The organism is Arthrobacter saudimassiliensis, from assembly GCF_059090665.1.
Window position 1 is genome coordinate 955,518 of record NZ_JBNHFX010000001.1, and the last position, 25,437, is coordinate 980,954.

A 25,437-nucleotide genomic window follows, 5' to 3' on the forward strand; every position below is an offset into this window, starting at 1 on the left:
CTGGCATGATGCGTGGCCGGAACGGGGCATCCTAGGCTGAAACCGATCGGCCTGCCGGGCCTCACGCGAACGGGGTCCCGGCAGGCCGCCGCACTGACAACAGGCAGCACCATGAGTTCATCAGAGAGGCCGATCCGCCATGCCGGTCGAGTACCTGCTGTTCATGCCCCTGGCCATTCTCGGCGCTGTGCTGGTCATCGTCCTGGCCGCCGCGGCGCTCGTCAGCCTGGTGCGGGCCGTGTGCCTGCCGCTGCCGGCGCGGGTGGCCTGGGGGACGGCGATTGTGGTGCTGCCGCTGATTGGGCCGCTGGCGTGGCTGGGCTTCAGCCAGTTCCGTGACCGGCGCACCGCCACCGAGGCCGCGTCCGCGGCCCCCGCCGGCGGGACCAGCAATGACCCGCGCCCGGATCCGGGCCCCGGCGCCGCCGGGAAGCAGGGATCCGCTGCCGCCCAGGACGCGATGCCCTGAGCGCGGAAGAACGGGTCAGGCTCCTGCGGCCGCCGTCGCGCCCGGGGCCGGCACGGCCTTCGCGTTGGCCAGCACCGGCAGGTGGGAGCGCACCTGCGCCACCTGGGCCAGGTCCAGGTCCACCGTGAGCAGGCCCGGTTCGGCGCCCAGCTCCCCCAGCGCCACCCCGAGCGGTGAGACCGCCAGGCTGTGCCCGACGCCGAGCGGCGCCTTGCTGCGTACCTCGCCGCCCGCCGCGGCCGGATCGGCCTGGTCCACGGCCACGACGAACGAAGTGCTGTCCAGCGCCCGGGCCCGCGCCAGCAGCGTCCACTGATCCGCCTTCCCCTCCCCCGCACCCCAGGACGCGCAGACGATGTTCACGTCCGCCCCCGCGGCCGCGTTAGCCGTGAACAGGGCGGGGAAGCGGATGTCGTAACAGATGGCCAGGCCGAAGGTGACGCCGTCCAGGGTGAAGGTTACGGGGCGGTCGCCGGGTTCCACGGTGTCGGACTCGGCGAAGCCGAACGCGTCGAACAGGTGAATCTTGTCGTACGCGGCCTCCACTCCGGGCCCGGTGACAAGGGCGGTGTTGCGCACCCTGCCGTCCGTGCCTGGCGTGAACATCCCGACCATGATCGCGATGTCCAGGTCCCGGGCCATGTCCCGCACCGCCGTGGCCCAGGGCCCGTCCAGCGGCTCGGCGACCGGTTTCAGCGGATTGCCGAAGGCGCACATGGTGGCCTCCGGGAACACCACAAGCCGCGCGCCGGCGGTCCGGGCTTCCTCGGCGCGGGTACGGATAACGGCCAGGTTCGCGGCGGGGTCCGCGGTGCTGTTGATCTGCGCCAGGGACACCCGGATGGTTGGGCTGTTCATAGCGCCAGCCTAGCCACAACCGCGGTCCGGCGCCGCCCCGTCCGGGTTGCCCGCCCGATGTTCGGCAACTCAGCCTGACGCGGGCCGATGAGGCGACGGTGAGTTTGTCGAGGAGTTTTTAGTCTTTCACTGCTTTTCTCCGCCTTTTCTGTATTGGCGGGATATCAAGCTTTGGCACGGCCCGAAGCATGAAGCGGTCAAAATGCGGTACTGTAAACTTCGCATAGCCGTGGTCGGGCGTGTAAAGAAGGCCGAGACTAATCAGCTCTGACCTCGTGGGAGCGACCTGCGTGGACTCGCGTCCCATTACAGCAGCAACATCTGCAGCTTTTTGCGCCTCAGGGCCCAATTCGGCCATTGCCCGCATATAAGCGATCTGCAACTGTGTCGCACGGTCCAGACGCACCCGGAAGAACGAGGAGTCGAGCTTCGATTCGTACGCTTCTCTCGTGTTCTCAATGTCCGTTTGGGTGATCTGGGGGCCGCTCGCCACAGACCAGGCTTGGTACCCCAACTCTTGAATAAAATAGGGATATCCCTCAGTCATCTCGAAGGCAAGCTCCAAAGCATCAGGCGTGTATGTGACGTCCTCATTTGCAGCCGGTCCAGCCAGCGCCTGCTTGGCATCCTCCTTATTCAAGGAGGATATTTCCGGGAACTTGAACAGGCGTTCAGCATATGATTTTGCGTCGCCTGCGAGTTCAGCTATTTGAGGCAGGCCGGCCCCAACAAAGGTGACAGGCAGCTTGCGCTGAACTGTTTTGTGGATGGCCTGAATTATAGCTTCGAGCTGGGGCCGATTCAGGAACTGGACCTCATCAAAAAGCAGAACCAAGCCAGTTCCGTGGCCCTTGGCAGCTTCGCCTATCGCCGTAAGGACATCGGTAAGATCCAAACCGAGGTCACCATGGTCCGCGGCCCCTTCAGCTGGCTCCACGTCCAGAGCGAACGTAGGAGCTCCGGTTGAGGGATCGATGGTCAGGCTGAAGGACTAGGACCTGGGCGGCCCGTTTGGCTGCATCCCCCCACTTCTTGGTCGGCGCGATCTGGAACAACGCTGTTCGCAGCTGGGAGTAGATCAGCTGCCGAAACCGAGAGTCGTCATGCTTGCTGGCCTCAAACTCGAGTACTTTCCACCTGAAGTCCTCTGCCATCTGCCGGAACTCCCCCAGAAGGACGGTTTTTCCCACCCCTCGCAGGCCGGTGATGATCATGGACTGATCGGTCCGCCCTCGATCGAGGCGGCGCAGGAGAGTATGGAAGTCGTCCTTCAACGCGTCACGGCCGATGACGATCTCTGGGGTAGCTCCAGCGTTCGGGGTGTAGGGATTCGAGATAGGATCCATGACCCTACCTTATAACCTTTAGGGCACTTTATAAGGTCCAGATAAAGCTTTCTAACTTACCTAAGACCGGCACTCATACGTCTGCCGCCCCAAGCCCGGTTGCAAGAGCCACAACCGCGGTTCGGCGCCGCCCCGTCCGGGTTGCCGGCCCGGTGTTCGGCAGCCCGAAACCGCGTGCTAGCTTGGCTGCCATGCCGCGCCGAGCCGGGTTGCCGCCGTCGCCCGCCTCTGCGGGCCATGCCCGGACGCTGCGGCTGCCCTGGCTGCTGGGCCCCGCCCTCGTGGCCGGTGTGGCCTACCTCGACCCCGGAAACGTAGCGAGCAACATGACCGCCGGTGCCCGCTACGGGTACCTGCTGGCCTGGGTGGTGGTGGCAGCCAACGCGATGGCCTGGCTGGTGCAGTACCTGTCCGCGAAACTCGGGCTGGTGACCGGCCGGTCGCTGCCGGAGCTGCTGGGACAGCGGACCGGGCAGCGGGCCGCCCGCCGGCTGTACTGGCTGCAGGCGGAGCTCGTCGCGATGGCCACGGACGTGGCGGAGGTGATCGGCGGCGCCGTCACCCTCTGGCTGCTGTTCGACCTGCCGCTGCTGCTCGGCGGGCTGATCACCGGCGCCGTGTCCATGGCCGTGTTGGCCCTGCAGAAACACGGGCACCGCGGCTTCGAATACGTGATTGTGTCGATGATGGTGATCATTGCCGTGGGCTTCTCGGCCGGCGTGGTGATGTCTCCGCCCGACGCCGGTGCCCTCGCCGGCGGGCTGGTGCCCCGGTTCGACGGCGCCGACTCGGTGCTGCTCGCCGCGTCGATCCTCGGGGCCACGGTGATGCCGCACGCCATCTATGCCCATTCCGCGCTGGCGCGGGACCGGTTTCCGGTGCGCACCGAAGGGCTGAACACCGGCACCCTGCTGCGGGCCACCCGCTGGGACGTGACCGTGGCGCTGACCGTCGCCGGTTCCGTGAACCTGGCGATCCTGCTGCTGGCCGCGGCCTCGCTGCAGGGCACGGCCGGCACCGACTCCCTCGAAGGGGCCTATGCGGCGATCGAGGGGACGCTGGGAGCCGTCGTCGCGACGCTGTTCGCGGTGGGGTTGCTGGCCTCCGGGCTGGCGTCCACGTCGGTGGGCGCCTATGCGGGGGCCGAGATCATGGCCGGGCTGCTGAAAATCCGGGTGCCGCTGCCCGCCCGGCGCCTGGTGACGCTGCTGCCGGCCCTGGCGATCCTTGCGCTGGGCCTGGATCCGACCCGGTCACTGATCCTGAGCCAGGTGGTGCTCAGCTTCGGGATTCCGTTCGCCCTGGTGCCGCTGGTCTGGCTGACCGCCCGCTCCGGCCCGATGGGCGCCTACCGCAACCGCTGGTGGACCACGGCGCTCGGAATCCTGGTGGCGGCGCTGCTGATCGGGCTGAACACCCTGCTGCTGGTGCTCACGTTCACGGGCGCGGGATGAGGCCCGGCAACGGGTGCGGACCTCGTCCCGCGCCTGCGGTCAGCTAGCAGCCGACACCGGCGTCGTCCCCTGACCGGCCGTGCTTCAGGCCGGTGGGCAGCCCCAGCTGCGCGGGTCCGGGCGCGCAGCAGCCGCCCTCCGCCACAGAGGCCGGTGCGGGGTCCGTGGAGCACACCCCGGTCTCCGGCAGGTCCAGATGCACCTCGTCCGCGGCGGCCGAATCCCCGGCCAGCTCCGCGGCGATCGAGCGGACCTGCTCATATCCGGTGGCCAGCAGGAAGGTGGGGGCCCGGCCGTAGGACTTGGCCCCGGCAATGTAGAAATCCCGTTCCAGGTGGGACAGCACCCGGGCCCCGTGCGGCGGCACGGTGCCGCAGCTGTGGAACTCGGGATCGATCATCGGTCCGAGCCGGCTGGGCGCCTCCACCACCGGGTCCAGGTCCAGCCGGATCTCGCTCAGCCAGGAATGGTCCGGCCGGAACCCGGTGGCGGGCACCAGCACGTCCACCTCCAGTTGTTCCTCGCCGCCTGCGGTGCGCCCGGTGACCAGCAGCGTGTCGGCGGCTTTGAAACCGGTCACGGTGAATCCGGTGTGCAGCTCGATGCGCCCGGCTTCCACCAGGGCCTTTAGCCGCTGTCCGAGGGCGCCGCGGGCCGGCAGGCCGTCCTGATCGCCGCCGCCGAAGAGCCTGGCCGTGCCGGTACCGCGCACCGCCCAGCTGATCCGGCCGCCGGCCGTGTCGGCCAGTTCGGCCAGCGCAAGCAGGGTGTTCGCAGCCGAGTGGCCGGAGCCGGTGACCAGCACCCGGCGGCCGGCGAACCGGTCGCGCTCCGCACCCAGGACATCCGGCAGCGGCCCGGACACCAGGCCCATCGCGCGGGCTTCGGCTTCGCCCGGGGCGGGCAGGCCGGAGCCGCCGGCCGGATTCGGCGTGTTCCAGGTGCCGCTGGCGTCGATCACCGCGCCGGCCGGATATTCGGCGTCGATGCCGCGGCCGTCCATCGTGCTGATGAGGAACGGACGCTGCTCACGCTCCGCGGATTGCGTGCGGTCCAGGCCCATCCGGGTCACGGCGGTAACCCGGGTATTCAGCTTCAGGGCCGTCGCGAGCGGTGCCAGCCGGGCCAGCGGCGCCAGGTAGCGGTCCACCAGTTCGGCGCCCGTGGGCGTCATCTCCGGATCCGGCGCCTGCCAGCCCGCGCTCTCGAGCAGCCGGCGGGCGGCGGCGTCGATGTTGTATCGCCAAGGCGAGAACAGCCGGATGTGCCGCCAGGACTGCACCGCCGCGGCGGGTTCCGGGCCTGCCTCAAAGATCAGCGGGCGCAGGCCGCGTTCGATCAGCTGCGCTGCCGCGGCCAGGCCCACCGGCCCGGCTCCGATCACGGCCACGGGCAGTTCCTGCAGCATTGTGGGGGGTGCCGCTACTTCCATCGGTTCTCCATTTGTTCACGTGGGGTGGGTATTTCGGGTCGGTGGTGGCGGCGTCGCTGCCGTGCCACGGCCGGCGGAAAGCTATGCGGGGTCCTCCTCCCGCGCGGGTGTTCCGGCGGGCACCAGCTCCGCCAGCAGTGCCTCCACCCGCCGCCGGATCTCGTCGCGGATGGGACGGACCGCGTCCAGCCCCCGGCCGGCGGGGTCCGCCAGCTGCCAGTCCTCGTAGCGCTTGCCGGGAAACACCGGGCAGGTATCGCCGCAGCCCATGGTGACGACGACGTCGGCCGCCTGCACCGCGGCGGTGGTGAGCACCTTGGGCAGCTCGGCCGAGATGTCGATGCCTTCCTCGGCCATGGCCTGCACGGCGGCCGGGTTGACGGCATCTGCGGGGGCGGACCCGGCGGAACGTACCTCCACCCGTCCCCCGCTCAGGGCCGAGAGGTAGGCGGCGGCCATCTGGGAGCGGCCGGCGTTGTGGATGCAGACGAACAGGACACTGGGCCGGACAGTCACGGGGTCTCCTTTGCAGAGGCGGCGGCTGTGGCCGGATGCGACACGGACGGGCACCGCCGACGACGCTGGGGGAATCTGACGGCGGTGCTGCCACCCCCGGTTCCAGCCATCGATGACGGTCTATGCCCGATCTTTGTTCAACGCATCGACAACTGTCAATGTGTGCCCATAATGGATGCCATGACCGCTATCAGCCCGGCCCCGGCATCCGGACAGCCTGTATCGGCGCCTCCAGCTCCCGAAATACCCCTGGGCCCGCCGCTGGGCGAGGAGGAGGCCGTCCGCCTCGCCCACCTGCTCAAGGCGGTGGCGGATCCGACCCGGCTGCGGCTGCTGTCCCTCATCCTGGGGCACCCCGACGGTGAGGCCTGCGTCTGCGACCTGACGGGCCCGGTGGGGCTCAGCCAGCCCACGGTGTCGCACCACCTCAAGATCCTGGTGGAGTCCGGGCTCCTCACCCGTGAGAAGCGCGGCATCTGGGCCTACTATTCAGTGGCACCCGGGGCCCTTAAAGAGTTCGCCGACACCTTCCAGCAGGGCCGGTAGCCGCAGCGCATTGCCCGCATCCGGACCGCCCGGTAATGCGGACGCCCGGTGGAGCGGCGGCGCGTAGGATGCCTGGGGTGATCACACAGACCTCGTTCACCGCCGTCGCCGTCCTGACCACCCCGCGGCTGCGGCTGGAACCGCTGGGCCCGGCCCACTTCGACGGCGCCTGGGCCGCGCTCCAGGACGACGAGGCCCGGCGTCTCACCGGAACCCACACCGACTTCACACAGGAGCAGATCCGCGCCTGGCTGGCCGGACTGGCAGCTGAGACGGACCGCGCGGACTGGGCCATCATCAGCCGGGAGGACGAGAGCTACCTCGGCGAAGTGGTGCTCAACGACCTGGACCCGGACAACGCATCCGCCGGCCTGCGCATTGCCCTGGCCGGCCCGCACGCGTACGGCCGCGGGTACGGCACCGAAGCGGTCGGGGCCGTGCTCGAGCATGCCTTCACCAACGTGGGGCTGCACCGGGTGGGCCTGGAGGTCTTCGCGTTCAATCCGCGCGCACAGCGATGCTACGAAAAGTGCGGATTTCGGATGGAAGGACGCCGCCGCGAGGTGCTTCACTGGGGCGACGAGTGGGTGGACGCCATCGACATGGGCATCCTGTCCACAGATCCGCGGCCGGCCGGGCCCTGACCCGGCGCGGGCCGCCCGGAGGGAGGAGCGCACATGGAGCAGGCACAGGAGCGGCAGACGATCAGCCAGCCCGCCGGACGGCGGCTGGCCGATCTGCAGGAAGGAACCGACACCGCCACGGCCAAGGCGTTCTTCGACGCGCTGCCGCCGGCCGACGTCGCCGATCTGACGGGATCATGGCGGGGATCGGAGCTGCCTACCGGCCACCGGCTCGACGGCGCCTTGTCCGCCCTGGGCTGGCACGGCAAGCGGTTCGACGGCGCTGAGGCGTGTTTCCCGCTGATCTTCGCCGCCCCGAACGGCGGGACGTTTGCGGTGAATCCGGCCCTGGTGCCGCTGGGCGCCGTGCTGCGGCTGCGCCGGCCCGCCACCCTCCGGTTTCTGCGGCGGCTGATGCCCCTGCTGCGCACCCGACGCCCGGGAGCCCGGCTGCGGATGACCGAGCCGCCGGCAGCCAAGGGCCCCACGGCGACGGCGGAGGCTGAGGCGGAGACTGCGCCAGCGGCCACGGCGGCGCCGACCGCCACCATGATCTACGACGCGTTGCCGATCAACGACCTCTTCAAACGGATCGACGCCCACACCCTGCTGGGCCTGATGGATGCCCGGGGCATGCGCCGGCCCTTCTTCTTCGTCCTCCGGCGCGAGTCGACGCCCTAGCGGAACCCGCTGCCGGCGTCGTTCAGTCCCGGCGCTCAGTGCCGGCGCCGTTCAGTTCCGGTGCAGCGGCGGCGTTATTCAGTGCCCGGCGGTGTACGGCTGCGGCTCCGGCAGTCCCGCCTCGCGACGCACCCGCCGGGAGAAGCCCTCGACGGACTTCAGCGCCTGCACCACCTCGGCCGGGCCGACGTCGAACGGCATGGCCTTCATGGTCTCCCCGGGCACCGTCGCCGCCACGCCGACCAGCTCCAGCTCCTTCGTGTCGTCCACGGACAGGCCGATCTCGGTCAGCGTGGTCGGCAGCCCCACCCTGGTGGTGAACCTGATGAATTCGGCGACCTCCGCCTCCGGAACGCCCTCCAGGACCAGCTGGGTCAGGGACCCGATGTTGACCTTCTGCCCGTGCGCCAGCCCGTGCGTCTGCGGCGCGGCGGTGAGTCCGTTGTGGATGGCATGGGCGGCCGCCAGCCCGCCGGATTCGAAGCCGAGTCCGGAGAGCAGGGTGTTGGCCTCGATCACCTTCTCCACCGCCGCCGTCGTCACCCCGGCCCGCACCGCATCCAATGCCGGCAGCGCGTGGTCCCACAGCGTGTCCCAGCACAGCTTGGCCAGGGCGGTGCCGGCCAGCGTGGGAATCCCGCCCGCCATCGTCGTCGAGTACGACGCCGCCGTCGCCCGGGCCTCCAGCCAGGTGGCGAGCGCGTCCCCCACCCCGTGTGCGAGGAACGACGCCGGAGCGGAGGCAACGATCTGCGAATCCACCAGCACCAGGTCCGGGTTGCGGGGAAAGAACCGGTACTCCTCGAAGGTTCCCTCAGCGGTGTAGATGACCGCGAGCGCCGAGGTCGGCGCGTCGGTGGAGGCCACGGTGGGCACCGAGGCCCACCGGATGCCCGCCTGATGCCCGGCGGACTTCACCGCGTCGATGGTGCTGCCGCCGCCGACGCCCACGATCACGTCCGCCGGGTCTTCGCCCGGAGCACGGATGGCGTCGGTGAGCCGGTCCACCTCGACGGCGGTCGGGATGCCGCCGAAGCCCACGCGGCGCAGCGGCAGCCCGCCGGTGCGGAAGGCGGTTTCGACGGCGCCGCCGACCAGGTTCCAGACGACGTCGTCGGGCCACCACCAGCGGGCGGGAGCCGACGTCACGCAGGTACTCCCCGAGCCGGACAATGGCGCCGGGGCCCTGCACGTAGCGGCCGGGACTGATCAGGGTGCGCAGCGGCAGTTCAAGCATGGAAGCGGGCCTTTCCCGGAGACGGTGGCCTCCACGGTAGGCCCGCGTGCAGCGGCAGGCCAGAGCGGCCGGCCAAAACTCCGATGCCCCGGCCGCCGCGGCGGGTGGCTAGGCTTTGCACACACGACACAGGCAAGGAGCAGGCCCCATGCGCGAGTACACGATCGACCTCATTCCCGGTGACGGCATCGGCCAGGAAGTGGCCCCGGCCGCGGCCCGGGCCATCGACGCCGTGGCGCGGAGTGAAGGATTCACGGTGCAGTGGCGGGAACGCGACTGGGGGTCGGAGCGCTACCTGAAGGACGGGGCGATGCTGCCCGCCGACGGGCTGGAGCAGATGGCGGACGGCGACGGGATCTTCCTCGGCGCCGTCGGGCATCCCGATATCCCCGACCACGTGACCCTGTGGGGGCTGCTGATTCCGATCCGCCGCGAGTTCATGCAGTACATCAACCTGCGGCCCATGCGCCTGCTGCCCGGCATTTCGCCGCGCGTGATCGGCGCCGAGGACCTGGACCTGGTGGTGGTGCGCGAGAACGTGGAGGGCGAGTATTCGGAGATCGGCGGCCGCGCGTACAGCGGCCGCCCCGAGGCCCTGGCCATCCAGCAGGCCGTGTTCACCCGGGAGGGTATCGCCCGCGTCACCCGGTTTGCCTGCGAGCTGGCCGGAACCCGCACCGGCCGGATCGTCTCGGCCACCAAGTCCAACGGCATCATCCACTCCATGCCGTTCTGGGACGAGATCGTGGCCGAGGTCGCGGCGGACTACGCCGGCGTCGAGGTCGAGTCGGTGCTCATCGACGCCCTGGCGGCGCGGGCCGTGCTGAAGCCCGGGTCGCTCGACGTGGTCCTCGCGTCCAACCTGTTCGGGGACATCCTCTCCGACCTGACGGCGGCGGTCGCCGGATCGATCGGCGTCGCGCCGTCGGCCAACCTCAACCCGACCCGCGAGTTCCCCTCCATGTTCGAGCCCGTCCACGGCACCGCTCCGGATATCGCCGGAAAGGGGCTGGCCAACCCGGTGGGCCAGATGTGGTCCGGCGCCATGATGCTGGAGCATCTGGGCGAGGAGAGCGCGGCGCGGAAGCTCACGGACGCCTTCGAGGGCGCCCTGCGCGACGGCATCCGCACCGGCGACCTGGGCGGGACGGCGTCGACGGCGGACTTCACCGACGCGGTGATCGATCGGCTCTGAGCCGCCGGGCCCCGAGTTGGCGGCGGGCTCCGGCCCGGCCCTGCCGGTGCTTACGGGACCCGGTGCCCGGCCGTCTGGATCAGGCCGTACCACTCGGCACGGGTGAGCGGCAGGTCGGAGCCGGCCGCGGCGTCGGCGACCCGCTGCGGGGTGGTGGTGCCGAGCACCACCTGCATCCCGGCCGGGTGCCGGGTGATCCACGCTGTCGCGATCGCAATGGGCTCGACGTCGTACTTGCCCGCCAGCCGGTCCAGCTCGGCGTTCAGTTCCGGATACTTCTCCGAGCCGAAGATCACCTCGCCCCGGAAGGTGGTCTGGAACGGGGACCAGGCCTGCACGGTGATGCGGTTGATCCGGCAGTAGTCCAGGATGCCGCCGCCGTCGTGGGTCACCGCGTCCTGCTCGCCGGCCATGTTGGCGGCCAGCCCCTGCGCGATGATCGGCGAGTGGGTGATGGACAGCTGCAGCTGGTTCGCGACGAGGGGCTGGCTGACGGCGGTCTTCAGCAGGTCGATCTGCCGCGGGGTGTGGTTGGAGACGCCGAAGGCACGCACCTTGCCGGCGCTGTGCAGCTCGTCGAAGGCGCGGGCCACCTCCTCCGGTTCGACCAGGGCATCGGGGCGGTGGATGAGCAGGACGTCGAGGTAGTCGGTGCCCAGCGCGCGCAGCGAGCCGTCCACCGAGGCGACGATGTGCTCATAGGAGGAGTCGTAGTGCCACTCCCCCGGCACGATCCCGGCCTTGGTCTGCAGGATGATCTGTTCCCGTTCGGAGGGGCTCAGGTTCAGGGCGGAGGCGAACCGCTGCTCGCACCGGTGGGCTTCGCCGCCGTAGATGTCCGCGTGGTCGAAGAAATCGATGCCGGCGTCGCGGGCCGCAGTGTAGAGCGCCCGGATCTCCTCATCGGACTTGTCGGCGATGCGCATCATTCCTGCCGCGACGGCGGGCACCTGGGTGCTGGTCGGGCCGAAAGGCACAGTCTTCATGGGGGATCTCCTCGCTGTGGGCCGATCGCACCAGTATGCCCGACGCCGGGACCCGCGGCCCGGCTGTCGGTGCGGTACCGCCGAACCATGAACACCAGCCACGCCGTCGCGGCGGCGGGCAGCACCGGGATGGCGGCCCAATCGACCGAATCGGCGGCTACGAGGATCGGGACCAGACACCAGAGCCCGCCGCTGAGGACCGACATGCCGATGAGGGACGCGCGGGTCACCGCATACCGGGGCAGCTGGATGCCCTCGGCCTGCAGCTGCCGCGTTTCCCGCACGGCAGCGCTGATCAGTGCGGTGAACAGCGCGGCCAAGCCGGCGAAGATCAGCAGCGTGCGCCACGGCTGCGGCAGTCCGCTCGCTTCCACGAGGCCCGATACCAGCGGCAGCAGGAGAAAGGTCCCCAGCCCCCAGCCGACGAGCCGCCTGCGCCTGGGCGGCATCCCCTGCAACGACTCGGCCGGCCGTTTCTGCCACTCGTAGCGGACGTCCTTGCCCGCGCCGTCGCCATTCCTGTCCCCCACTGCCACGCGGGACAGCCTAACCGGGCCCGACGGCGGCGCAAGCGCAGCCGGGCTCCCGGCCCGCCGGCGTCGGCACCCGGCACAGGCCGGTCTCCGCTGCGGGCAGATCTGCCGCAGGCAGCGAACGCTTCCCTCCGGTCCGCAGCCCGGCGCAGGGTGGGGCCATGAGCGAATCACCGAAAATCCCACTCTTCACCGAAGCCGTCCGGCAGGAGTTCTTTGAGCGGCGCGTGCTGGTCCTGGACGGGCCGCTCGACGACGACAACGGCACCCTGCTCGCCACCCAGCTGATCTCCCTGGCCGCCGAAGACCCGGTCACCGACATTGCCCTGTGGATCCACTCCCCCGGCGGATCCGTCCCGGCCATGCTCGCCATCCGCGACATCATCCGCACCATTCCCAACGACGTGTCCACCCTGGTCCTCGGCATCGCCTACAGCGCCGGGCAGTTCCTGCTCTCCGCCGGCACCCGCGGCAAACGCCTGGCCCTGCCGCACGCCCGGGTGCTGATGCATCAGGGGTCGGCGGGAATCGGCGGCACCGCCGTCGACATCGAACTGCAGGCGGACGACCTGCGGCACACCCGCGACACCGTGCTGCGGCTGATCGCCGAGGACACCGGCCAGCCGGTGGAGCGGGTCTTCGAGGACTCGCTGCACGACCACTGGTACACCGCCGAAGAGGCCCGCGCCTACGGGTTCGTGGACCGGATCGTCAGCTCCTTCGACGAGTTCCGGCCGCGCGGCCGCACCCCCGCCGGCTTCGGCCTGACCGGGGCCGGCGCCCCCTCCGGTGCCGGGTCCGGGGCCGGTGCATCCACCATGGCAGGAGCCGACGCCGGCTCGGAAAGGCGGATCCGATGAGCACCTACACCGTTCCCAACGTCATCGCGCAGCACCCGCGCGGCGAGCGGATCATGGACATCTACTCGCATCTGCTCACCGAGCGGATCGTCTACCTGGGCACCGCGATCGACGCCGGCGTCGCCAACACCCTGATCGCGCAGCTGCTGTATCTGCACGCGGACAAGCCCGACGCCGACATCGAGCTGTACATCAACTGCGAGGGCGGAGATCCCAGCGCGATGCTGGCCATCTACGACACCATGCGCTTCATCCGCCCCCAGGTGGCGACCACCTGCGTGGGCCAGGCCGTCGCCGTCGGGGCCGTGCTGCTGGCCGCCGGGGCGCCAGGCAAGCGGGCCGCCCTGCCGCATGCTCGGGTCATCCTGCACCAGCCCGCCGTGCAGGGCCGCGGCGCCATTCCGGACCTGATCCTGCAGGCTGACGAGCTGGTCCGGGTGCGCTCCGACATGGAGGAGGTCCTGGCCCGGCACACCGGGCAGAGCGTGCAGACGCTCCGGGCCGACACCGACCGGGACCGGCTCTTCACGGCCACGGCGGCCCGCGACTACGGGCTGCTCGACCACGTCATCGAGCAGGGCTGAGCGCCCGACGGCGGGCGGCGCGTCCGGCCGTCGGGCTCGGTGCTCCGCTTGGGCGCCGCGACGGCGGGCGGCGCGTCCGGGCGTCGGGCTCATTCGTCCGTTTGGGCGCCGCGCCCCTCCGGTTCGACGTTGCCCCCTCCAGTTCGGCGCCGTTCCCTCCGGTTCCGCGCCATTCCCTCCACTTCGACCGGCTCCTCCGGTTAGAAGCGGAGGACCTGGCCAAAGCGGAGGGAAGTGGAGCAAACCGGAGGAAAACCCGGGTCTCGGCCGGCGCACCCGAAAGGAAGCCCGCTCCCGGAACGGCTCAGGCCGCGAGGGCGAAGGCCCCGCGGACCGCCGCCCGCTGCGGCACGCCGCCCCGGCTGAGGAGCAGGACCTCCGCCGCGGCGGCGGTGAGGTCCAGGAGCGTAATGCCCAGGGCACCGGCGACGGCGGCGATCATCTCGCTGGACGGCTCCTTGCGCCCGCGCTCGATCTCCGAAAGGTACTGCGGTGAAATGCCGGCGCGCTCCGCGACTTCGCCAAGCGTCCGGCCGCGCTCATGCCGCAGCCGGCGCAGCAGCTCTCCCAGCACCTCCCGCCACAGCGGTTCGCGGGAGCCGGGAGCGGAACGGGGAAACACCTCGATGTCGGCCATGCTCGACTGTAAAACGCCCGGCGGCGCCGCCGGGAGAGGCGGCGGAGCAGTTCTGCTCTGGGCAGAGGGACGGCGGGCGGGGCCATGGCGCCGGCGGCCGGCGGACACGTAGCCTTTTCACAGTGCGCTCCGGCGCCCGGCACGTTGCCCTCGTTTTCCTGCCCGCAGCCCGGACGGTGCCGGTTCCGCCCGGTGTTCCACGAGGAGCCCGCATGGACCCCAACGCCGCCTCACCGCATCCGCAGGGTTCCACGCCCGCGGCCCGGGCCTCCGCGGCCGGGGCCTCCGGAGCGGCGCTGCGCAGGTCCTTCAGCCTCAGTTCGCTCACCCTGTTCGGGCTGGCGTATCTGGCGCCGCTGGTGGTGCTGGGCACCTTCGGCGTGATCGCCGTCCGCAGCGGGGGCGCGGCGGCCGGGTCCTATCTGCTCGCCCTGGTGGCGATGCTCTTCACCGCCCTCAGCTACGGCCGGATGGCGGCCGCCTTTCCGCAGGCCGGCGCGTCGTACAACTTCGTGCGCCGCAACATCGATCCGCGGCTGGGGTTCCTGGTCGGCTGGGCCTCCATCCTGGACTACTTCTTCCTGCCGATGGTCATCTGGCTGATCGGCGCCTCCTTCCTGTCGGCCGGTTCTCCGGCGGTTCCGTTCTGGATCTGGATCGCCGGGTTCATCCTGCTGACGACGGCGCTGAACGTCGTCGGGGTTGCCGTCGCGAAAGGCGCCAACATCCTGCTGATGGCCTTCCAGCTGCTGGTGATCGTGCTGTTCATCGGGTTCGCGGTGGCGGCGGTGACCGTCGAAGACGGGCTGCGCGGACTGTTCTCCCTCGATCCGTTCTTCAATCCCGGCACCGACTTCGAAAACATTTCCGCCGGCGCCGCCGTCGCGGCCTATTCCTTCCTGGGCTTTGACGCGGTGGCGGCCATGGCGGACGACACCCGCAATCCGGCGCGGGTGCTGCCCCGCGCCATCGTGCTGGTGGCTCTGGTCGGCGGGGTGATCTTCATCGTCCTCAGCTATGTCACCGAGCTGGCGCATCCGGGCACCGACTTCACGGACGAGGGCTCCGCGGCCTTCGAGATTGCCGAGCAGATCGGCGGTGCGCTGTTCAGCGCGGTCTTCCTGGCCGGGCTGGTGGTGACGCAGTTCGCGTCCGGGCTCGCCGCGCAGTCCAGCGCCTCCCGGCTGCTCTATGCGATGGGCCGCAGCGACTCGCTGCCGCGGCGGATCTTCGGCTACGTCAGCCCCCGGTTCCGCACGCCCGTCCTGAACGTGCTGCTGTGCGGGCTGGTGGGCTGCGTGGCGTTTTTCCTGGATGAAAGCACCTCCACCTCCTTCATCAACTTCGGGGCGTTCATCGCCTTCACCCTGGTCAATGCCTGCTGCGTTTTTTACTGGGCGCATCAGCGCCGCGCAGGCGTGCACCTGAACCCGCTGGCCTACATCGCCGCCCCAGCGGTCGGGGCCCTGGTCTCCATCTACCTCTGGCTGAACCTGGACCTGCCGGCCAAAACCTCGGCAGCATCTGGCTGACGCTGGGCATCATCTACCTGACCTGGCTCACCCGCGGGTTCCGGCGCGACCCGCCGGGCATGCAGGTGGACTGATGCGGCGGAGGGCGCGACCGGGCGGTGACCCCGTCGACACGGCTTCGCCAGGGCCACGACGGCGGGCGGGCGCCCCGGCCGCGTCGCCGCCGCGCCGGGGCTAGGGCCGGACGGCGGCGTAGAGAAGCATGTCCCGGCGTCGGCCGCCGATCTCCTGGTAGCTGCGCAGCAGCCCTTCGCGCGAGTAGCCGGCCCGCTCGGCGGTCCGGACGGAACCGGTATTCCACGGCTCGATGTACAGCGCGATCCGGTGCAGCTCCGGCAGGGTCCAGGCAAACGCGGTCAGCGCGGACAGCGCATCGGCGGCCAAGCCGCGGCCGCGGGCGGAGGGGACCAGCGAATAGCCCGCCGTCGCCCGGCCCTGCTCCAGTTCCCGCAACCACAGCCCGCACTGCCCCACCGCCCGGCCCGTTCCGGTCTCGGCGACGGTGAACGAGAACCCGGCCCCCTCGGCGTGCCGGCCCTGCTGCCGGCGGACCCACTCGCGCGCCTGCTCTTCGGTTGCCCGGTGTGGCAATGTCCCGATCAGCGGCACGTAGGGGTCGGCGGACAGTTCGCGGGCCATCGCGGCGTCGTCCTCGGTTGCCGCGCGCAGCACCACGCCACCGTGGGCGGGCGGGATCTGCGGCCAGGGCGGGAGCGTCAGGGTCATGCGCACCAGTATGGTGCAGCCGTTCAACCCCACGGGCGCCCGCCCGGGTGCCGGACGGAGCGGCAGTTCAGCACCGGCGGCTCGGCCGGTGCGCGCGGCGGCGCCGGTAGTGTGGCCAGCGGCAACGCCGACAGTGGGGGGGAAGAGTGTCCGGGCGGAAAACGGAAACCAGGCGGAGAAACCAGTCCCGGCGCAATGCGAAGACCAGGCGCAAGGCCAAAGCCGGGCGCACGGCGAGGGCCGGGAGCACCCGCGGACCCGAGAAGGCCGCCGGGCCGAAGACACGCTGGGTCTTTCCGCCGTTCATGGCGGGCCTCGTCACCGTGCTCGTCGGCGTCGCGCTGGGCTGGGGGATGGTCCACCTGGTGGAAGCGGACAAGAACCTCCTCGAGCATGGAACCGAAACGACAGGCACCGTAATACGCGTCTTCGAAGAGCGGCAGGGCCGGTCGCTCGCCACGGTGGCGGTGGTGCGATTCACCCGTGCGGACGGCAGCACCGCGACGTTCGAGGATACGGTCTACGAGGGCGGAACCACCTCGTCCGGGGCGCCGGCCCCCAAGGGCGTGAGCGGCGAAGTGGTACGCGTTTTCCACGTTCCATCTGAACCATGGCAGGGCTACGTGGTGGACGGCTGGCAGAAGACCTACCGGTGGGGCCCGTGGCTGGTGGCCCTCCTCCTCATATCGGGGGGCTGGGTCATGTGGAAGACGAGCGTGGACTGGTTTCGAGCCCGCCGTCAGGGCCGCGAAGGCTGACGCCGCCTGCTGCCTGCCGGGAGCGCGGCAGTGCCGCACCGGCGCCAGTGCCTGCACCGCGCAGCGTCCCGGGCAAAGCAAAAACCCCCGGTTTCCCGGGGGTTTTCCTTTGTGTGGAGCTTAGGGGAATCGAACCCCTGACCTTTTCATTGCGAACGAAACGCTCTACCAACTGAGCTAAAGCCCCGCACCGGAACCGAAGCTCCGCTGCCGGCCCCGGAGGGCCGACTCCCATTGTAAGCACTCATGCCACCGGCACCAAAACGCCCGACGGCGGGCCGCAGGCACCTGTTGCTCCCCGGGCTAGGACCAGGAGTCACCGTCATCGGCGCCGGCCAGCAGCGCCCCGCGCAGATACGCCGCCTGCCCCACATGCTTGGCGACGTCGTCGAGGATGCTCACCAGCCGAACGCCCAGCGTCACCGGCGGATCCCAGGCCTCATCCACTACCTGGTCCAGCTGCGCGGCATCCAGCCCGGAGACAAAGGCGGCGGTGCGGGCGTGCACGTCCCGGTAGTACCCGGTGAGCTCCTCCCCGGACCGTACCCGGACCATCCCCACCTGTTCGGATGTGTGCCCGTACCCGGTGTCCTCCACATGCAGCGGCAGCCCGAGCCGCTCGAACCAGCCGTCCTCGGTCCATGCCTGCGGCCGACCGGCGACGTCGGCGATCTGCGCGTCCTCCACCCGGGCCAGGTGCCACAGCAGCCAGGCGACGGAGTTGCCCGCGGCGTACGGGCGGTGGTTCAGCTGCGACGCGTCCAGGCCTTTCACCGCTCCGCGCACCGAGTCCGGCATCCGTCCGAAGGCATCCAGCAGCAGGTCGCTCGCATCCATGTGCACACTCCAGGGCAGGTCGGGGGCAGTCGGTGCCTGCCATCCTGCCAGCTGGCCGACCGGTACGGAAGGTGCCCGACGGCGTCGCGCCGGCACCGCGGGCGGGAGCAGAAAAAGCAGGGGATGCCGGTTACATGCAGCCCGGACGGTCCTACACTGGCCCGATGGAATGGACCGATGAGCGTCCGCCCTGGCTGCCGCCGATCCCGCCGCCGAACCGCGGCAGGTTGCGCATTGTGCTGGGCATGCTGCTGCTCTTCGCGGGACTGATCACCCTGTTCGGCATCGCCATTGTGGGCGGTACCGCGCCGCTGCTGCTCTGGTGGCCGCCGGTGGCGGGCGGGCTGTTCCTCATGATGTCCGGGCTGCTCAGCCGGCGCCGCATCACCTGACGACCGCAGCGGCCCCCGCTTCCCCCACCACCTTGGAGGGATCCAACCCAAGGTGGAGGAGGATGAGCCTGCCTGCGCGCAGACCCTTGTCCGCCGGTGACCCTGTTGCTACGCTCCTGGGCATGCTGATTTTCGAGTAGCGCCGCTCTGTGCGCACGCAGACCATCAACAAAATCGCCGGCTGAGGCACTGCCTCGCGGTCGTTCCGTCTGCAGCTCGAAACCCAGGTCCCGCCCACCCGCGCATCGTGCGCGGCACCGCGCGGCCCCCGGAACGGCCCGGCCGTCCTCACGGCTCGGAACCGAGGGAGCATCCCATGACCCGCCCCAAGAAGAAACCCGTCTCCAAGACCAGTCCCATGCCTGGCGATCAGGCGCCCGCCGCTGCCCCGGACCTGCAGGTCCACCTCAGCGACGACGCCGCGTCCCGGCTCGCGGACGGCAGCCAGCGCACCGGCGCCGGCGCCTCGTCGTCGGCCCTGCCCGGCTGGCAGAGCCTGGGCGGCAGCCGCAAGCCGCAGCACTCCAGCGGCAGGCAGGGCCCGCGGGAGCGCAAGGTCCGCTGGTAAACCGTTCGGCCGCCGTCGCGCTTCCATGCGGCGGCGGCCGGACGCCCGCTCAGCTACGCTTGGCGAACCGGAATGCAAGGGTGCTGATCATAGTTAGGCGTGCCGAACTTGTTTTACAGGGGCGCCTAATATTAGTGTCCTGCTATGTTCCTCAAAGCTCCTGCCACACGTTTCCGCACCGCCGCCGCTGCGGCCCTGGCGTTGCTCGCCCTGACCGCGTGCGGCGGTTCCGCCGACGCCCGCCCGGACGAGGATGGCAAGCCCACGGTGCTGACCACGTTCACCGTCCTGGCCGATATGGCGCAGAACGTCGCCGGGGACCACCTCACCGTCGCCTCCATCACCAAGGCCGGCGCCGAAATCCACGGCTACGAACCCACGCCGGGTGACCTCCGCACCGCCACCGAGGCGGACCTGATCCTGGACAACGGCATGAACCTGGAAGCCTGGTTCGGCCAGTTCGTGGAGGACGTCGACGTGCCGCACGTGGTGGTCAGTGAAGGCGTGGACACCCTGGACATCAGCGAAGACGCCTACGCGGGCAAGCCCAATCCGCATGCCTGGATGTCGCCGGTCAACGGACAGATCTACGTGGACAACATGGTTGCCGCGTTCAGCGACCTGGATCCGGACAACGCCGAGGCCTACGCGGCCAACGGCGAGGCCTACAAGGCCGAGCTGCAGGAGGTGCAGGATCAGCTCACCGGCGAGCTGGCCACCCTGCCGGAGAGCCAGCGGGCCCTGGTCACCTGCGAAGGGGCCTTCTCCTACCTGGCGCGCGACGCCGGACTCACCGAGCGCTACATTTGGCCGGTGAACTCCGAGCAGCAGGCCACGCCGCAGCAGATCAAGGACACCATCGAATTCGTCCGCGACAACGAGGTGCCTGCGGTGTTCTGCGAGTCCACCGTCTCCGACGAGCCCATGCAGCGCGTGGTGGAGGCCACCGACGCGGAGTTCGGCGGTGTGCTCTACGTGGACTCGCTCTCCGAGGACGGCGGCCCCGTGCCCACGTATCTCGACCTGCTGCGCCATGACGCCGAGACCATCCTCGCGGGCCTGACCGGGGACCGGCCGTGACCGGTGCCACCGCGCCCGCGGTCGCCGTGGACGCCGTCACCGTCCGCTACGGGGAGGTGACCGCGCTCGACGGCGCCTCGCTCACCCTGGATCCGGGCTGTGTGTGCGGGCTGGTCGGCATGAACGGCTCCGGCAAGTCCACGCTGTTCAAGACCATCATGGGCCTGGTGAAGCCCGACGCCGGCTCGGTGCGCATCCACGGCGGCTCCCCCGCCGCCGCCCGCCGCCGCGGGTCCGTGGCGTACGTGCCCCAGGCCGAGGAGGTGGACTGGTCCTTTCCGGTCTCGGTGCGCGACGTCGTGATGATGGGCCGGTACGGGCACATGGGCTTCACCCGCCGTCCCAAGCAGGCCGACCACGACGCCGTGGACCGGGCGCTGGAGCGCGTGGAGCTCACCGAGTACGCGGACCGGCAGATCGGCCGGCTCTCCGGCGGGCAGAAGAAGCGGGCCTTCGTGGCCCGCGGCATCGCCCAGGAAGCCTCCGTGCTGCTGCTGGACGAGCCGTTCGCCGGCGTCGACAAGCGCTCCGAAGCGACCATCACCGCGCAGCTGCGCGCCCTGGCCGACGACGGACGCTCCATCCTGATTTCCACCCATGATCTGCAGGCCCTGCCCGAGCTGGCCGACCAGGCCGTGCTGCTGATGCGTCGGGTGCTGGTGCACGGGCACCCCTCCGAGGTGCTGCGTCCGGAGCACCTGGCCCGCGCGTTCGGCCTCGATGTGCTGGGCGGCACCCGGTCCGGGGCCGCCGACGCTCCGTCCGGGGCCGTCGACCAGCCGTCCGCATCCGCCTCACCGGCACCGCCCGCCCCCGCGGCCGCGGGCACCGTCGCGAAGGGAACCTCCGATGTTTGAGCTGCTGCTGGATCCGCTGAACTACGACTTCATGATCCGCGCCATCTCCGTGGCCGTGATCGCCGCCGCCGTGTGCGGGGTGCTCTCCTGCTGGCTGGTACTGATCGGCTGGTCGCTGATGGGCGACGCCGTCTCCCACGCGGTGCTGCCCGGCGTCGTGCTCGCCTACATCGTCGGCGCCCCGTTCGCCGTCGGCGCGGTGGTCTTCGGCTTCCTGGCCGTCGCCCTGATCGGGCTGGTCAACGGGACCAGCCGGGTTAAGGAGGACGCCGCGATGGGCATTGTCTTCACCACCCTGTTTGCGCTGGGCCTGGTGCTGATCTCGGTCACGCCCAGCCAGACGGACCTGAACCACATCATCTTCGGCAACATCCTGGGCGTCAGCGCCGCGGACCTGACCCAGATCGGGCTGCTCGGCGGTGTCGCGCTCCTGGCGCTGCTGCTCAAGCGCCGCGATTTCACCCTGTACGCCTTCGACCGCACGCATGCGCACGCCGTCGGGCTCAGCCCCAAGGTCCTGGGCGCGGCGCTGCTCGGGCTGCTGGCGCTGACCGCCGTCGTCGCGCTGCAGGCGGTGGGCGTGATCCTGGTGGTCGCGATGCTGATCATCCCCGGCGCCACCGCGTATCTGCTCACCGACCGGTTCGGCCGGATGCTGCTGATCGCCCCCGCCGTGTCGGTGGCCTGCTCGGTGACCGGGCTGTACCTGAGCTGGTACCTGGACACCTCCCCCGGCGGAATGATGGTGCTCTGCCAGGGCGTGGTGTTCACCCTGGTGTACCTGTTCGCGCCGCGGCAGGGCATCATCGGCAGGCGGCTGGCGGCCCGACGCCGGCGGGTACCGACGGCGGATGCGGCCCCGCACGCGACGGCGAACGTGACGACGGCGGCCTGACCTGCGGTTTCAGCGTCAGGGCCGGTGCGGCCGGGCGTTGCGGGGAACAGCCGCAACACCGTACGGACTACTCGCGAAAGACTTACAATGATCGGCATGCCTGCCGCCGACACCGCCACCGGTTCCCTGTCCCAGACCCTGTCCCGGGGGCTGCGGGCCCTGGAGCTGCTGGCGGAGTCGGAGTCCCCGCTGACCATTGCCGAGCTCTCCGCCGGGCTGGGCGTGCACCGCTCGATCGCCTACCGGATCCTGCGCACGCTGGAGGCGCATTCGCTGGTGCGGCGCGACGACGCCGGGCGGGTCTCCCCCGCGCCGGGGCTTGCGGCGCTGGCCCGTGGGGTCTCCCGGGACCTGCAGTCCGCGGCGCTGCCGGAGCTCACCGCCCTGGCCAATGAGCTGACCATGACGGCCTTCGTCGCCGTGCTGGACCGCACCGACTGCGTGACCCTGGTCAGCGTCGAGCCGCGGCACGGGCGCACCGCCGTCATCCAGCGCCCGGGCAGCCGGCACTCCGTCACCTACGGCGCTCCCGGCATCGCCGTCCAGGCCTCCCTCGGCGCGGAGGGGTGGGCGCGGATGGGCACCGGCGTTCCGTTCCGGGACGCGGCCCGGCTGGTCGCCCGCGACGGATACGCCACCAGCCATGACGAAGTGATCGACGGCGTCTCCTCGGTGGCCGCGCCGATCCGCGCGGCGGGGCAGCTACCGGCCGCGGTGTCCGTGGTGTACTTCGGCGGCGGCAAAGACGAGCACGCCATCGGCGAACGCCTGGCCGCCAGCGCCCGCATCATCGAAGCCGAACTGCTCTAGGATCCGCACCCCGGGCGGCTCCCGCCGGGCACCGCCCGGACCGGTCCCGGGCCACTTAGGCTAGCTTTCGCTTGCTGGAAACCGCGCGCAAACCGGCTTACAACAGCTGTATGAGCGTGATCCGATTCATCCGCCGTTATCCTCTGGTGGCCGCCGTCGTGGCCGTCGGGCTGACCGTGCTGGGCCTGCTCGGCGCCGGTCTGGAGCCGGCCGCCGCGTGGACCGCGTCGCTGTTCGTGCTCGGCGTCGTCCTCTGGACCGCCGTCGGAATGGTCCGCGACATCCGCGCCGGCCACTACGGGCTGGACATTCTCGCCGTGGTGGCGATGGTGGCCACCGTCGCGGTGGGCGAGTACCTGGCGGCGCTGATCATTGTGCTGATGCTCTCCGGCGGCGAGGCGCTGGAGGACTACGCCGCCGGCCGGGCCCGCCGCGAACTCGATTCCCTGCTGGCCCGCGCCCCGCAGCGCGCGCACCGGCTGCCCGGCGGAGACCCGGAGATGACCCCCGAGGAGGTGCCGGCCACCGCCGTCGCCCCCGGGGACGTGCTGCTGCTGCGCCCGGCCGAGGTGGTGCCGGTGGACGGCGAGCTGCTCTCCGACGAGGCTGACTTCGACGAATCCTCGCTTACCGGGGAATCCCTGCCGGTGACCCGGCGGGCGGGCGAACCGGTGATGAGCGGCTCGGTGAACGGCACCCGGGCGGTGCTGCTGCGGGCCACGGCGACGACGGCGGACAGCCAGTACCAGCGCATCGTGGCGCTGGTGGCGGAGGCCGCCGAGTCGAAGGCGCCGGTGGTGCGCCTGGCGGACCGGTATGCGGTGCCCTTCACCGCGGTGTCGCTGCTGATCGCCGGCCTGGCGTGGGCGCTGAGCGGGGATCCGGTGCGGTTCGCCGAGGTGCTGGTGCTGGCCACCCCGTGCCCGCTGCTGATCGCCGCGCCGGTGGCGTTCCTGGGCGGCATGAGCCGCTCGGCGCGGGCCGGCATCATCGTCAAGGGCGGGGCCGTGCTGGAGCAGCTGGCCAAGGCGCGCAGCGCCGCGTTCGACAAGACCGGCACCCTGACGCACGGGCATCCGGAGCTCGTGGAGGTCCGGCCGCAGCCGGGCTTTACCGGGGATGAGGTGCTGGGCCTGGCCGCGTCGGCCGAGCAGTACTCCTCACACGTGCTCGCGGCCGCCGTGCAGCAGGCCGCCAGGGCCCAGGGGCTTGAGCTGCAGCCGTCCGCGGACGCGCAGGAGGTGGCGACCAACGGCGTCGAGGCCGTGCTGGAGGGCCGCGCGGTGCGGGTCGGCAAGGAACGGTTCGTCGCCGAAACCGCGCCGGACACCGTCCGCGCCCGGCTCGAACCGGGGCAGATGGTGGTCTACGTGGGGGTGGACGGGCGGTTCGCCGGCACCCTGATCATGAGCGACTCGGTGCGGGAGAACGCGGCCGCCACCCTGCAGCGGCTGGCCGGGCTGGGCATCCGCCGCACCGTGATGCTCACGGGTGACGGGCAGGCCACCGCCGACGCCGTGGCCGGGCCGCTGGGCATCAACGAGGTCCGCGCGCAGCTGCTGCCCGAGGACAAGGTCCGCGCGGTCGCCGCGATGGAACCTCGTCCGGTGATCATGGTGGGCGACGGCGTCAACGACGCGCCCGTGCTGGCGGCGGCCGACGTCGGCATCGCCATGGGCGCGCGCGGCTCCACCGCGGCAAGCGAGTCGGCCGACGTCGTGCTGGTGGCCGACGACATCAGCAGGGTGGCCGGTGCGGTGGAGATCGGCCGACGGACCATGCGGGTGGCGCTGAGCAGCATCTGGCTGGGCATTGCGCTGAGCCTGGGCCTGATGCTGATCGCCGCGTTCGGGTACATTCCGGCCGTGGCCGGGGCGCTGACCCAGGAGCTGGTGGACCTGGCCGCGATCCTCAACGCGCTGCGGGCGCTGAGCGGCGGACGGAAGGCACGGGCGCGCTCCCGGGCGGCCGGTTCGGTCCCGAGCGACCGCGCGGCGGCGCAGCCGAAACCGGTGCCGCGGGCGGGCTGACGCTGCAGGGCAGTGCAGCCGCAGTACCGCGGCTGCACGTTCCGCGGCCAGCGAACCGCAGCTCCGCAGCGGAACTGCGGTTCCTCACGGAAAGCTGCTGAAGACATCCGGCAGGCTTCCTACCTCGGCTGACGTCTCGCCTCTCGAAGGGCTCCCGCGGTCTGCGCATTGTTGGCCGCCGTTGCCGAGTGCGGGGAACCGAGTTCGGACCGCAGGACGCCGTCTTCCAGCAGATGGTTGAGCGCATGGGCCGTAGCATGCGGCTCCGTGCACCAAATGTCGGTGACTTTCACCGCGTCGGTGGTGACGGACACGAGCGGGTTCCAGCCGGCGCGGCCGCCCTTCGGCTTCGGCTCCGCATCGGAGCGCGGGCGGGCCAGGTTCGCGATCAGCAGATGCTTCCGGCGCTGCCTCCACTGCCCCTTCTCCACCCGGAACCCGCGAATGGTTTCCCACGGCAGGAAGTACCGCGCATACTGGTCCGTTTTGCCGAGGACGTCCAGGCCTGAAGAGGTGGCCGTAATGATGGCTGACAGGCGGGTGTTTTCCTTCCGCAGCTGCGGCAGATGCCAGAACGGGAAGCCGAGGAGAAAAAGCCCCACGGCCAGCGCAAACCACGCCGGCACCTGCTGGTTGAAGCGGCCACCGACCGGCTCTCCGGCGTTCCACGCGTTGACGCTGATCCAGACGGTCAGACCGCCCAGCGCCCAGATGAAGAGCCAGAGGGCGCCCCATCCGAGCCCCGGCCGGAAGGGCGGGGGCGGCTGCGCCGGATCCCGGTCCAACAGCTCGATCTTCTCCCCTGCGGAGCGCCAGTATCCGGGCCCGGTCTTCTTCCCCATCGCCCCAGCATAAAGGTGCCCGCGTGCCTGAAGCCGGTCCGCTTAGGCCGCGGGGCGGCGTTGGAGGTCCAGGCAACAGGGCAGCGCAAGACCTGGATGGACAGCCACAGGCTATCCATCCAGGTCTTGGCCGGAACGGGGGCGGCATCCGTC

At 70.6% G+C, this 25,437-nt stretch carries 29 protein-coding genes and 1 tRNA gene; 17 read left to right on the top strand and 13 right to left on the bottom strand.

All coding sequences use genetic code 11. The features are described from left to right. Positions 1-139 precede the first annotated feature (139 nt). Positions 140-469: a hypothetical protein gene (locus AC5RV6_RS04445; protein ID WP_494006066.1), complete on the top strand. Its 330-nt coding sequence runs from the start codon at positions 140-142 to the stop codon at positions 467-469. Positions 470-484: 15 nt separating this feature from the next. On the opposite strand, the gene AC5RV6_RS04450 is transcribed toward AC5RV6_RS04445, so the two are convergent. The 3 genes from AC5RV6_RS04450 to AC5RV6_RS04460 all read right to left on the bottom strand — a co-directional run bounded on the left by AC5RV6_RS04450 (position 485) and on the right by AC5RV6_RS04460 (position 2,673). Then, positions 485-1,312, bottom strand: coding sequence for a carbon-nitrogen hydrolase family protein (locus AC5RV6_RS04450; protein ID WP_494006624.1), 828 nt, complete (start codon positions 1,310-1,312; stop codon positions 485-487). Between the two features lie 133 nt (positions 1,313-1,445). Continuing rightward, on the bottom strand, positions 1,446-2,222 hold the full coding sequence (locus tag AC5RV6_RS04455) for a DUF8462 domain-containing protein (protein WP_494006067.1): 777 nt from the start codon (positions 2,220-2,222) through the stop codon (positions 1,446-1,448). 28 nt (positions 2,223-2,250) lie between these two features. After that, positions 2,251-2,673, bottom strand: a complete 423-nt coding sequence (locus tag AC5RV6_RS04460; RefSeq protein ID WP_494006068.1) for an ATP-binding protein — start codon at positions 2,671-2,673, stop codon at positions 2,251-2,253. Between the two features lie 191 nt (positions 2,674-2,864). Between AC5RV6_RS04460 and AC5RV6_RS04465 the strand changes: the two genes are divergently transcribed. Further along, positions 2,865-4,127 (top strand): Nramp family divalent metal transporter, encoded by a 1,263-nt coding sequence (locus tag AC5RV6_RS04465; RefSeq protein ID WP_494006069.1) that lies wholly within the window; start codon positions 2,865-2,867, stop codon positions 4,125-4,127. 43 nt (positions 4,128-4,170) lie between these two features. On the opposite strand, the gene AC5RV6_RS04470 is transcribed toward AC5RV6_RS04465, so the two are convergent. After that, the gene (locus AC5RV6_RS04470; protein WP_494006070.1) at positions 4,171-5,559 is read right to left on the bottom strand and encodes an FAD-dependent oxidoreductase; all 1,389 of its coding nucleotides are present in this window, start codon (positions 5,557-5,559) and stop codon (positions 4,171-4,173) included. Positions 5,560-5,640: 81 nt separating this feature from the next. Next, a complete protein-coding gene (locus tag AC5RV6_RS04475) occupies positions 5,641-6,075 on the bottom strand; it encodes an arsenate reductase ArsC (RefSeq protein WP_494006071.1) in 435 nt (144 codons plus the stop codon). A 180-nt stretch (positions 6,076-6,255) separates the two neighbouring features. On the opposite strand from AC5RV6_RS04475, the gene AC5RV6_RS04480 reads away from it, so the two are divergent. The 3 genes from AC5RV6_RS04480 (at position 6,256) to AC5RV6_RS04490 (ending at position 7,925) form a co-directional block, all read left to right on the top strand. Further along, complete coding sequence (locus AC5RV6_RS04480; protein ID WP_494006072.1) at positions 6,256-6,621, top strand: ArsR/SmtB family transcription factor; 366 nt, start codon at positions 6,256-6,258, stop codon at positions 6,619-6,621. 68 nt (positions 6,622-6,689) lie between these two features. After that, the gene (locus AC5RV6_RS04485) at positions 6,690-7,265 is read left to right on the top strand and encodes a GNAT family N-acetyltransferase (protein ID WP_494006073.1); all 576 of its coding nucleotides are present in this window, start codon (positions 6,690-6,692) and stop codon (positions 7,263-7,265) included. Between the two features lie 33 nt (positions 7,266-7,298). Then, positions 7,299-7,925, top strand: coding sequence for a GXWXG domain-containing protein (locus AC5RV6_RS04490; RefSeq protein ID WP_494006074.1), 627 nt, complete (start codon positions 7,299-7,301; stop codon positions 7,923-7,925). Between the two features lie 78 nt (positions 7,926-8,003). Here the strand turns inward: AC5RV6_RS04490 and AC5RV6_RS04495 are convergent, their stop codons facing one another. After that, positions 8,004-9,074, bottom strand: a complete 1,071-nt coding sequence (locus tag AC5RV6_RS04495; RefSeq protein ID WP_494006075.1) for a glycerol dehydrogenase — start codon at positions 9,072-9,074, stop codon at positions 8,004-8,006. A gap of 236 nt (positions 9,075-9,310) precedes the next feature. Between AC5RV6_RS04495 and AC5RV6_RS04500 the strand changes: the two genes are divergently transcribed. Continuing rightward, positions 9,311-10,357, top strand: coding sequence for a tartrate dehydrogenase (locus AC5RV6_RS04500; protein ID WP_494006076.1), 1,047 nt, complete (start codon positions 9,311-9,313; stop codon positions 10,355-10,357). Positions 10,358-10,407: 50 nt separating this feature from the next. On the opposite strand, the gene AC5RV6_RS04505 is transcribed toward AC5RV6_RS04500, so the two are convergent. Together AC5RV6_RS04505 and AC5RV6_RS04510 are read right to left on the bottom strand one after the other, a co-directional pair. Continuing rightward, positions 10,408-11,343: an aldo/keto reductase gene (locus tag AC5RV6_RS04505; RefSeq protein ID WP_494006077.1), complete on the bottom strand. Its 936-nt coding sequence runs from the start codon at positions 11,341-11,343 to the stop codon at positions 10,408-10,410. Continuing rightward, entirely contained in the window at positions 11,340-11,879 is a 540-nt protein-coding gene (locus AC5RV6_RS04510; RefSeq protein WP_494006078.1) for a hypothetical protein, read from the bottom strand. Before AC5RV6_RS04510 ends, AC5RV6_RS04505 begins: the two co-directional genes overlap by 4 nt. Before the next feature lie 158 nt (positions 11,880-12,037). On the opposite strand from AC5RV6_RS04510, the gene AC5RV6_RS04515 reads away from it, so the two are divergent. Both AC5RV6_RS04515 and AC5RV6_RS04520 read left to right on the top strand, forming a co-directional pair. Further along, positions 12,038-12,736, top strand: a complete 699-nt coding sequence (locus AC5RV6_RS04515) for a ClpP family protease (protein ID WP_494006079.1) — start codon at positions 12,038-12,040, stop codon at positions 12,734-12,736. Then, positions 12,733-13,320, top strand: coding sequence for a ClpP family protease (locus tag AC5RV6_RS04520; RefSeq protein WP_494006080.1), 588 nt, complete (start codon positions 12,733-12,735; stop codon positions 13,318-13,320). Before AC5RV6_RS04515 ends, AC5RV6_RS04520 begins: the two co-directional genes overlap by 4 nt. Before the next feature lie 304 nt (positions 13,321-13,624). Here AC5RV6_RS04520 and AC5RV6_RS04525 read toward each other — a convergent pair whose 3' ends face one another. Beyond that, positions 13,625-13,957 (bottom strand): helix-turn-helix domain-containing protein, encoded by a 333-nt coding sequence (locus tag AC5RV6_RS04525; protein WP_494006081.1) that lies wholly within the window; start codon positions 13,955-13,957, stop codon positions 13,625-13,627. A 212-nt stretch (positions 13,958-14,169) separates the two neighbouring features. On the opposite strand from AC5RV6_RS04525, the gene AC5RV6_RS04530 reads away from it, so the two are divergent. Then, entirely contained in the window at positions 14,170-15,489 is a 1,320-nt protein-coding gene (locus AC5RV6_RS04530) for an APC family permease (RefSeq protein ID WP_494006082.1), read from the top strand. A 174-nt stretch (positions 15,490-15,663) separates the two neighbouring features. On the opposite strand, the gene AC5RV6_RS04535 is transcribed toward AC5RV6_RS04530, so the two are convergent. Then, positions 15,664-16,215 carry a GNAT family N-acetyltransferase gene (locus tag AC5RV6_RS04535; RefSeq protein WP_494006083.1) on the bottom strand — a complete coding sequence of 184 codons (552 nt, stop codon included), beginning with the start codon at positions 16,213-16,215 and terminating at the stop codon, positions 15,664-15,666. 305 nt (positions 16,216-16,520) lie between these two features. On the opposite strand from AC5RV6_RS04535, the gene AC5RV6_RS04540 reads away from it, so the two are divergent. Beyond that, positions 16,521-16,973 carry a DUF3592 domain-containing protein gene (locus AC5RV6_RS04540; RefSeq protein ID WP_494006084.1) on the top strand — a complete coding sequence of 151 codons (453 nt, stop codon included), beginning with the start codon at positions 16,521-16,523 and terminating at the stop codon, positions 16,971-16,973. Between the two features lie 114 nt (positions 16,974-17,087). Here the strand turns inward: AC5RV6_RS04540 and AC5RV6_RS04545 are convergent. After that, positions 17,088-17,160: transfer RNA gene (locus AC5RV6_RS04545), tRNA-Ala, on the bottom strand. Positions 17,161-17,276: 116 nt separating this feature from the next. Next, a complete protein-coding gene (locus AC5RV6_RS04550) occupies positions 17,277-17,810 on the bottom strand; it encodes a mycothiol transferase (protein WP_494006085.1) in 534 nt (177 codons plus the stop codon). A 164-nt stretch (positions 17,811-17,974) separates the two neighbouring features. Here AC5RV6_RS04550 and AC5RV6_RS04555 point away from each other — a divergent pair, with 164 nt between their 5' ends. The 7 genes from AC5RV6_RS04555 to AC5RV6_RS04585 all read left to right on the top strand — a co-directional run bounded on the left by AC5RV6_RS04555 (position 17,975) and on the right by AC5RV6_RS04585 (position 24,442). Continuing rightward, on the top strand, positions 17,975-18,202 hold the full coding sequence (locus AC5RV6_RS04555; RefSeq protein WP_494006086.1) for a hypothetical protein: 228 nt from the start codon (positions 17,975-17,977) through the stop codon (positions 18,200-18,202). A 316-nt stretch (positions 18,203-18,518) separates the two neighbouring features. Then, positions 18,519-18,770, top strand: coding sequence for a hypothetical protein (locus AC5RV6_RS04560; RefSeq protein WP_494006087.1), 252 nt, complete (start codon positions 18,519-18,521; stop codon positions 18,768-18,770). Positions 18,771-18,914: 144 nt separating this feature from the next. Continuing rightward, entirely contained in the window at positions 18,915-19,850 is a 936-nt protein-coding gene (locus AC5RV6_RS04565) for a metal ABC transporter substrate-binding protein (protein WP_494006088.1), read from the top strand. Then, a complete protein-coding gene (locus tag AC5RV6_RS04570; protein ID WP_494006089.1) occupies positions 19,847-20,707 on the top strand; it encodes a metal ABC transporter ATP-binding protein in 861 nt (286 codons plus the stop codon). The genes AC5RV6_RS04565 and AC5RV6_RS04570 overlap by 4 nt, the downstream gene beginning before the upstream one ends. Next, positions 20,700-21,602, top strand: a complete 903-nt coding sequence (locus AC5RV6_RS04575) for a metal ABC transporter permease (RefSeq protein WP_494006090.1) — start codon at positions 20,700-20,702, stop codon at positions 21,600-21,602. Before AC5RV6_RS04570 ends, AC5RV6_RS04575 begins: the two co-directional genes overlap by 8 nt. Before the next feature lie 96 nt (positions 21,603-21,698). Then, positions 21,699-22,412 carry an IclR family transcriptional regulator gene (locus AC5RV6_RS04580; protein WP_494006091.1) on the top strand — a complete coding sequence of 238 codons (714 nt, stop codon included), beginning with the start codon at positions 21,699-21,701 and terminating at the stop codon, positions 22,410-22,412. Positions 22,413-22,522: 110 nt separating this feature from the next. Continuing rightward, a complete protein-coding gene (locus AC5RV6_RS04585; RefSeq protein WP_494006092.1) occupies positions 22,523-24,442 on the top strand; it encodes a heavy metal translocating P-type ATPase in 1,920 nt (639 codons plus the stop codon). Between the two features lie 119 nt (positions 24,443-24,561). Here the strand turns inward: AC5RV6_RS04585 and AC5RV6_RS04590 are convergent, their stop codons facing one another. Continuing rightward, complete coding sequence (locus AC5RV6_RS04590; protein ID WP_494006093.1) at positions 24,562-25,284, bottom strand: hypothetical protein; 723 nt, start codon at positions 25,282-25,284, stop codon at positions 24,562-24,564. Positions 25,285-25,437 lie beyond the last annotated feature (153 nt).

What these genes read in the sequence shown, in the direction of transcription:
- AC5RV6_RS04465 (WP_494006069.1), top strand. Translation starts at nt 2,865, where the DNA reads ATGCCGCGCCGAGCCGGGTTGCCGCCGTCGCCCGCCTCTGCGGGCCAT.
- AC5RV6_RS04490 (WP_494006074.1), top strand. Translation starts at nt 7,299, where the DNA reads ATGGAGCAGGCACAGGAGCGGCAGACGATCAGCCAGCCCGCCGGACGG.
- AC5RV6_RS04445 (WP_494006066.1), top strand. Translation starts at nt 140, where the DNA reads ATGCCGGTCGAGTACCTGCTGTTCATGCCCCTGGCCATTCTCGGCGCT.
- AC5RV6_RS04580 (WP_494006091.1), top strand. Translation starts at nt 21,699, where the DNA reads ATGCCTGCCGCCGACACCGCCACCGGTTCCCTGTCCCAGACCCTGTCC.
- AC5RV6_RS04555 (WP_494006086.1), top strand. Translation starts at nt 17,975, where the DNA reads ATGGAATGGACCGATGAGCGTCCGCCCTGGCTGCCGCCGATCCCGCCG.
- AC5RV6_RS04470 (WP_494006070.1), bottom strand. Translation starts at nt 5,559, where the DNA reads ATGGAAGTAGCGGCACCCCCCACAATGCTGCAGGAACTGCCCGTGGCC.
- AC5RV6_RS04560 (WP_494006087.1), top strand. Translation starts at nt 18,519, where the DNA reads ATGACCCGCCCCAAGAAGAAACCCGTCTCCAAGACCAGTCCCATGCCT.
- AC5RV6_RS04575 (WP_494006090.1), top strand. Translation starts at nt 20,700, where the DNA reads ATGTTTGAGCTGCTGCTGGATCCGCTGAACTACGACTTCATGATCCGC.
- AC5RV6_RS04505 (WP_494006077.1), bottom strand. Translation starts at nt 11,343, where the DNA reads ATGAAGACTGTGCCTTTCGGCCCGACCAGCACCCAGGTGCCCGCCGTC.
- AC5RV6_RS04535 (WP_494006083.1), bottom strand. Translation starts at nt 16,215, where the DNA reads ATGACCCTGACGCTCCCGCCCTGGCCGCAGATCCCGCCCGCCCACGGT.
- AC5RV6_RS04590 (WP_494006093.1), bottom strand. Translation starts at nt 25,284, where the DNA reads ATGGGGAAGAAGACCGGGCCCGGATACTGGCGCTCCGCAGGGGAGAAG.
- AC5RV6_RS04530 (WP_494006082.1), top strand. Translation starts at nt 14,170, where the DNA reads ATGGACCCCAACGCCGCCTCACCGCATCCGCAGGGTTCCACGCCCGCG.
- AC5RV6_RS04480 (WP_494006072.1), top strand. Translation starts at nt 6,256, where the DNA reads ATGACCGCTATCAGCCCGGCCCCGGCATCCGGACAGCCTGTATCGGCG.
- AC5RV6_RS04460 (WP_494006068.1), bottom strand. Translation starts at nt 2,673, where the DNA reads ATGGATCCTATCTCGAATCCCTACACCCCGAACGCTGGAGCTACCCCA.
- AC5RV6_RS04485 (WP_494006073.1), top strand. Translation starts at nt 6,690, where the DNA reads ATGCCTGGGGTGATCACACAGACCTCGTTCACCGCCGTCGCCGTCCTG.
- AC5RV6_RS04520 (WP_494006080.1), top strand. Translation starts at nt 12,733, where the DNA reads ATGAGCACCTACACCGTTCCCAACGTCATCGCGCAGCACCCGCGCGGC.
- AC5RV6_RS04550 (WP_494006085.1), bottom strand. Translation starts at nt 17,810, where the DNA reads ATGGATGCGAGCGACCTGCTGCTGGATGCCTTCGGACGGATGCCGGAC.
- AC5RV6_RS04565 (WP_494006088.1), top strand. Translation starts at nt 18,915, where the DNA reads ATGTTCCTCAAAGCTCCTGCCACACGTTTCCGCACCGCCGCCGCTGCG.
- AC5RV6_RS04540 (WP_494006084.1), top strand. Translation starts at nt 16,521, where the DNA reads ATGGCGGGCCTCGTCACCGTGCTCGTCGGCGTCGCGCTGGGCTGGGGG.
- AC5RV6_RS04515 (WP_494006079.1), top strand. Translation starts at nt 12,038, where the DNA reads ATGAGCGAATCACCGAAAATCCCACTCTTCACCGAAGCCGTCCGGCAG.
- AC5RV6_RS04585 (WP_494006092.1), top strand. Translation starts at nt 22,523, where the DNA reads ATGAGCGTGATCCGATTCATCCGCCGTTATCCTCTGGTGGCCGCCGTC.
- AC5RV6_RS04500 (WP_494006076.1), top strand. Translation starts at nt 9,311, where the DNA reads ATGCGCGAGTACACGATCGACCTCATTCCCGGTGACGGCATCGGCCAG.
- AC5RV6_RS04525 (WP_494006081.1), bottom strand. Translation starts at nt 13,957, where the DNA reads ATGGCCGACATCGAGGTGTTTCCCCGTTCCGCTCCCGGCTCCCGCGAA.